The organism is Candidatus Magnetaquicoccus inordinatus (assembly GCF_004217665.1).
GTDB lineage: Bacteria > Pseudomonadota > Magnetococcia > Magnetococcales > Magnetaquicoccaceae > Magnetaquicoccus > Magnetaquicoccus inordinatus.
The window spans coordinates 1-4,315 of sequence record NZ_RXIU01000257.1 but is presented as its reverse complement, the minus strand read 5'-3'; the positions used below and the strand labels follow the sequence as shown (position 1 = coordinate 4,315).

The following is a 4,315-nucleotide window of genomic DNA, read 5'->3' as shown; positions in this document are numbered from 1 at the left end:
CTTTGGGAGGGCGGATGCCCGACATGCACAGTTTCGCTTGTGGCAACAGTGAGGAAATTGGCAAATGCGATTGCCCTAGGTCTGTACTCAGGTCTGTACGGATTCGCCAGCTCTACCCCCATGGGGATGCTGTGCGGATTGGCGCAAAAAAGCGCGCCAATCCGCACAGCTTGCTTCCATTAGGCGCTTAAGCCGACGCAAAAAGCGCGTCGGCTTAGTGTGAAAAGCGCGCCAAAGGCAAAAGATTAAAAGATTAAAAGATTAAAAGATTAAAAGATTAAAAGCAAAATCCCAGGGATTCCATCCCTGGACCCGGCCAGGGAGGTGCCCTCCCTGGACCCGCAGTTGTTTTGGGTGGTGAATTGTTACCTTTATCGATAGATAAAAATCTGCTCCTGCTCTGCTTGGCGCTCCTGCACCCCTGGCTCTGACCATCCCTGCTGAACCGGGACACCACTCAACTGGGCCTGCAACTGGCGGATGGCATCCTGAGCCAAACCTTTGGAAACTTCGGCAATCATCCGCCCACGACTGGGCACAACTCGTGCTCCTGCCGACTCCTGCAGACGTACATCCGAACCTTCGCCCATGGCACTGAATGCCGCTTTCACCTCCCGGGTTTTGGTGTGCACCAAGCTAAACTCCACCACCAACTCCAAACTTACTGTATGAGAATAGGTTGTTGTCCCGGCAACCGGCGTCGCTTCATCCCGCACATCGATACTGCTAATGGTGCCAAACAACACATAATCAGCACCTTTATAATAGCCCTTCTTGATCCGATCCAGCAGATCAAACAGCTTATCCTGATCCTTGTTGCTGATCGGCTTGCCCTGCACCACCCGATAGCCAGCCTGCAAAAGCTCCCCTTTCAAATCAGCGGTAAATTTGTGCAGTTCGCCACGGTCGATTGAAATATTGACTCCCTCCCGCTCATCATAGAGAAAATCAGTCTGCTCACGACCACTACGCACTCCTTCGCGGCGGGTCTGCCGAAAATCAGCAGAAACCGAGCGGAAATAGTGTTGCACCTTCTCTTCATAGGTCAGATCGGTCACCGCAATCTTCGGCAAAGCCCGATCCGCTGCCACTGCCCACCCACTCAGAGTGAGCCAACTCAATAGTGCAATCCCGAAACGGAGCCACTTCATTGTTCTCTCCTTCTGCCGCCAATGTCTGCCCGTAACTATTCAAATTCGTGCTGGCTCGCCAGCTCTACCCCCATGGGGATGCTGTGCGGATTGGCGCAAAAAAGCGCGCCAATCCGCACAGCTTGCTTCCATTAGGCGCGCCGACGCAAAAAGCGCGTCGGCTTGTTGTGAAAAGCGCGCCAAAAGCAAAAGATTAAAAACCAAATCCCAGGGATTCCATCCATGGACCCGACCAGGGATGGAATCCCTTGTCCCGCAGTTGTTTTGTATGGCGAATAGCTATGTCTACCCTTGTCCTTGCTGCATTACTTTATCGCGCAGAGGTGGTTTTACGGATCTCCTTTTCGTCCGCCCACTCCACGACTCCAGACTCAATCTCGGTCAAACGCAAACTGAATTTATAATAGACATCATGAATATCCTGCGTGCGCTTGACGATGGAGCTGATACTGCCCACCAGACGAAAATCGGCTCCCTCCATTTTACCCATCTTCTTGCTGGAACTCTTTTTGTACAAGCCACTTTGATTTTGCCGCGCCAACTCCTCGGTCTGATCCTGCATATCTGCCGTATCCACCGCAAAACGCACTAGTCCACTCTTGGTCAGTTGGGTAAGAATAGAATCGGTAATGGCACGGGTATCGATATATTCACTGGTCTTGTTTTTGACCTCGTTGACGGTGATCAACGGTCGCCGTTTTCCGGCGGTCAGAGCCGGAGATTGCAACATCGAGCGGGTCATACTCTCGGCAATCATCTGCAAATCGGTAGAGCCAAAGGTGTTGGTTACCGTTTCTACCGCCTTGGCATCCCCATACTGTACATTTCCACCCACCAGCGGCGGTGAGCTTGGACCGGAACTCGTTGCACAACCCGCCAGCACTGTCACAGTGGCCAGCAACACTACCCGCCCCAACACTCTGTTATTTTTCCGCAGCATACTCAGCTCTCCTTGAAAACATTCCTGACCAAGAAAAAAAAGATCCACCTGTTTATTTGCCCCTTATTTCACCACATCACCCCAAGGCTGTCGCGGTTGATTGGCCGACAGATCCACGGGCACTGCATTGTTGGGGGAGTGCATCTCTAAACGAAAATCTTCCGCCTTCGGTGAAGGGGCTACCGTGCGCAAAAATTGTCGTTGCCGACCATGCAGCAACAGAGGTTTCCATGCCTCCTCATCCAACACAAATCCCGCTGCATCCACCCAACGAAAACGATAGGAGAGAGTCTGATCCTGGGTGGTGGGATTGATCACCTCTGCCTGTACATGCAGGAGATTATTGCGACGAACCACCCGGATCTCTCCTGGTTGCACATCCAGCATAACACCCAACTCCTCCACCTTGCTGGCAATGGCCGCAGAGCGTTGCGGCGGCGGTTGACAAGCTGTCAACCCCAATAGCAGCACTGCCATGCTGCCTGCCATCACTATTGTGCTGCACTTGCTATAGCTCTGCTTCCCCATCACTTACTCCTCCTTTGGCTTTTGACTGGCAATCGGCTCTTTGCTTTTCTTTTTGTTGGACTTTACCTTTGTCGGGGCCGAACCCTCTCTTTTTTCTTCCTGCCCTGCCGCAACAGGAAGAGTACCATGAGCAGAACCTGGCGTGTTGGCCACATAAAGGGTATTGCCCACCACGCGGATCGGTACAATTTGATAGCGACCAGAGATTTCAACAGGCACAGAGACTGGCATGCCGTTGGCTGCAGGAAAGCGCATTGTATACTTGCCCGGCTTCAGTGCCGCCCGTCCCAACTGGATGGTGGCCGGCAAGGTCCGCCAGGAGCGCTCATCGGCAGACTCCATGACCAGACCACCCAACATGATGGCCAGAGAGGCTAACTCATTGCCCTTTTTATTGGTCTGATGCTGCGCTACCCCTCTGGTTACCGCCCGCAACGTGCTGCGCAAGATAATCCCCGGCATATCATCCGCCAAGGTTCGACGCGCCATCGCATCCACATGGGTCACCGTGGCCATCGGTATCGATGTATCCTCCACCATTAGGGAGCTTAGACGGTAATCTGCAGTCGGATTGTTGGGAATTACGGGAAAAGAGATGCTCACCAAACCAACCGCAGGCACCGGCAACGGAATCATCAGCGAACTGCGGGCTGGCGCCAATCCTCCCTCCAGCACAAACAACACATCGCTCTTGCCTGCTGCCGTCCGCTCCTTGCGCTGATCCAACTGTTTCAGCCCCTCCTGCAAAAACGCAATATCCGGACGCAACTCGATTGCTTGTCGATAACCCGGTGCCGCCAGACTGGGTTCATTCAATGCCTCATAGACAAATCCCGCCAAATAGTGACTGAAGGCATTCTGATAGCCATTTTTCAAGGCGATGACCTGGGGATCATTCAAGGTATCCACCGGATAGCCCTGCAGATCCTTGACTGTGCGTGTCACCTGGCGCTTTTTAGCCTCTGTCTCCTCCTGCATCACCTTTTTGGCATGAAATTCGGCAATAATCGCCTCCCGTTCATGGGTTTTTTTGATCTCGGTGCGGGCTACATCCCACTCTCCCAAAGCCATATGGTCCATGGCCAACAACGCGGTCAGCAACACCTTTTCATAATCATAACCTTCATAAGGACGCACCTTGTCATTCACCAACAAACTGCCAATATCCCCCAACAATTTGCTGGGATTACTGCGCGCCAGATCCTCCCACTCCCGCACCCGCCGATCCGCCTCCAACCATTGATCGCGGCTTCCGGCAAACTCCCCCTGCAAACGCAAGAGTGTCCCCTTCTCTAAAAAATATAAAAGATCCTTCTGTTCGCTGGTATTGTTCTGCTCCAACACCTGAACAGCCAAATCAGGGCGACTGGCAGCGAGCAACTGCGTGGTTTCGCGCAGTTCGCTATTGTAACTGCGCATCGCTCCGGCACAACCCGCACTGATTAACATCACGATCACAATCCCTGCCCATCTGCCCAGCCGCATGCAGCTTCTCACCACAGATCCTCCCTTCTTCGCTCTCCCACAACGCAACCGTTTTATCCCCTCATCATGACTGGGCCACATCTGCCCATGGTAGCCGCGGAGCTTCACTTAATTCAAATAAAATTTACATGTAACTATTCACCACCCAAAACTATTGCGGGTCCAGGGAGGGCACCTCCCTGGCCGGGTCCAGGGATGGAATCCCTGGGAT

The 4,315-nt window shown here is 53.0% G+C and carries 4 protein-coding genes; all 4 read right to left on the bottom strand.

What is annotated here, in order from left to right; genetic code table 11:
* Positions 1-371 precede the first annotated feature (371 nt).
* Positions 372-1,151, bottom strand: a complete 780-nt coding sequence (locus tag EJP87_RS14160) for an LPS assembly lipoprotein LptE (RefSeq protein ID WP_130472514.1) — start codon at positions 1,149-1,151, stop codon at positions 372-374.
* Positions 1,152-1,461: 310 nt separating this feature from the next.
* Positions 1,462-2,091: a penicillin-binding protein activator LpoB gene (gene lpoB / locus EJP87_RS14155; RefSeq protein WP_130472513.1), complete on the bottom strand. Its 630-nt coding sequence runs from the start codon at positions 2,089-2,091 to the stop codon at positions 1,462-1,464.
* A gap of 63 nt (positions 2,092-2,154) precedes the next feature.
* The gene (locus EJP87_RS14150) at positions 2,155-2,619 is read right to left on the bottom strand and encodes a YcfL family putative periplasmic lipoprotein (RefSeq protein WP_153188687.1); all 465 of its coding nucleotides are present in this window, start codon (positions 2,617-2,619) and stop codon (positions 2,155-2,157) included.
* 3 nt (positions 2,620-2,622) lie between these two features.
* A complete protein-coding gene (locus tag EJP87_RS14145; RefSeq protein ID WP_130472511.1) occupies positions 2,623-4,068 on the bottom strand; it encodes a COG3014 family protein in 1,446 nt (481 codons plus the stop codon).
* Positions 4,069-4,315 lie beyond the last annotated feature (247 nt).

Bases quoted from the DNA above. Each gene is read 5' to 3' on its own strand.
- EJP87_RS14160 (WP_130472514.1), bottom strand. From the start codon at position 1,151: ATGAAGTGGCTCCGTTTCGGGATTGCACTATTGAGTTGGCTCACTCTG.
- lpoB (WP_130472513.1), bottom strand. From the start codon at position 2,091: ATGCTGCGGAAAAATAACAGAGTGTTGGGGCGGGTAGTGTTGCTGGCC.
- EJP87_RS14150 (WP_153188687.1), bottom strand. From the start codon at position 2,619: ATGGGGAAGCAGAGCTATAGCAAGTGCAGCACAATAGTGATGGCAGGC.
- EJP87_RS14145 (WP_130472511.1), bottom strand. From the start codon at position 4,068: ATGTTAATCAGTGCGGGTTGTGCCGGAGCGATGCGCAGTTACAATAGC.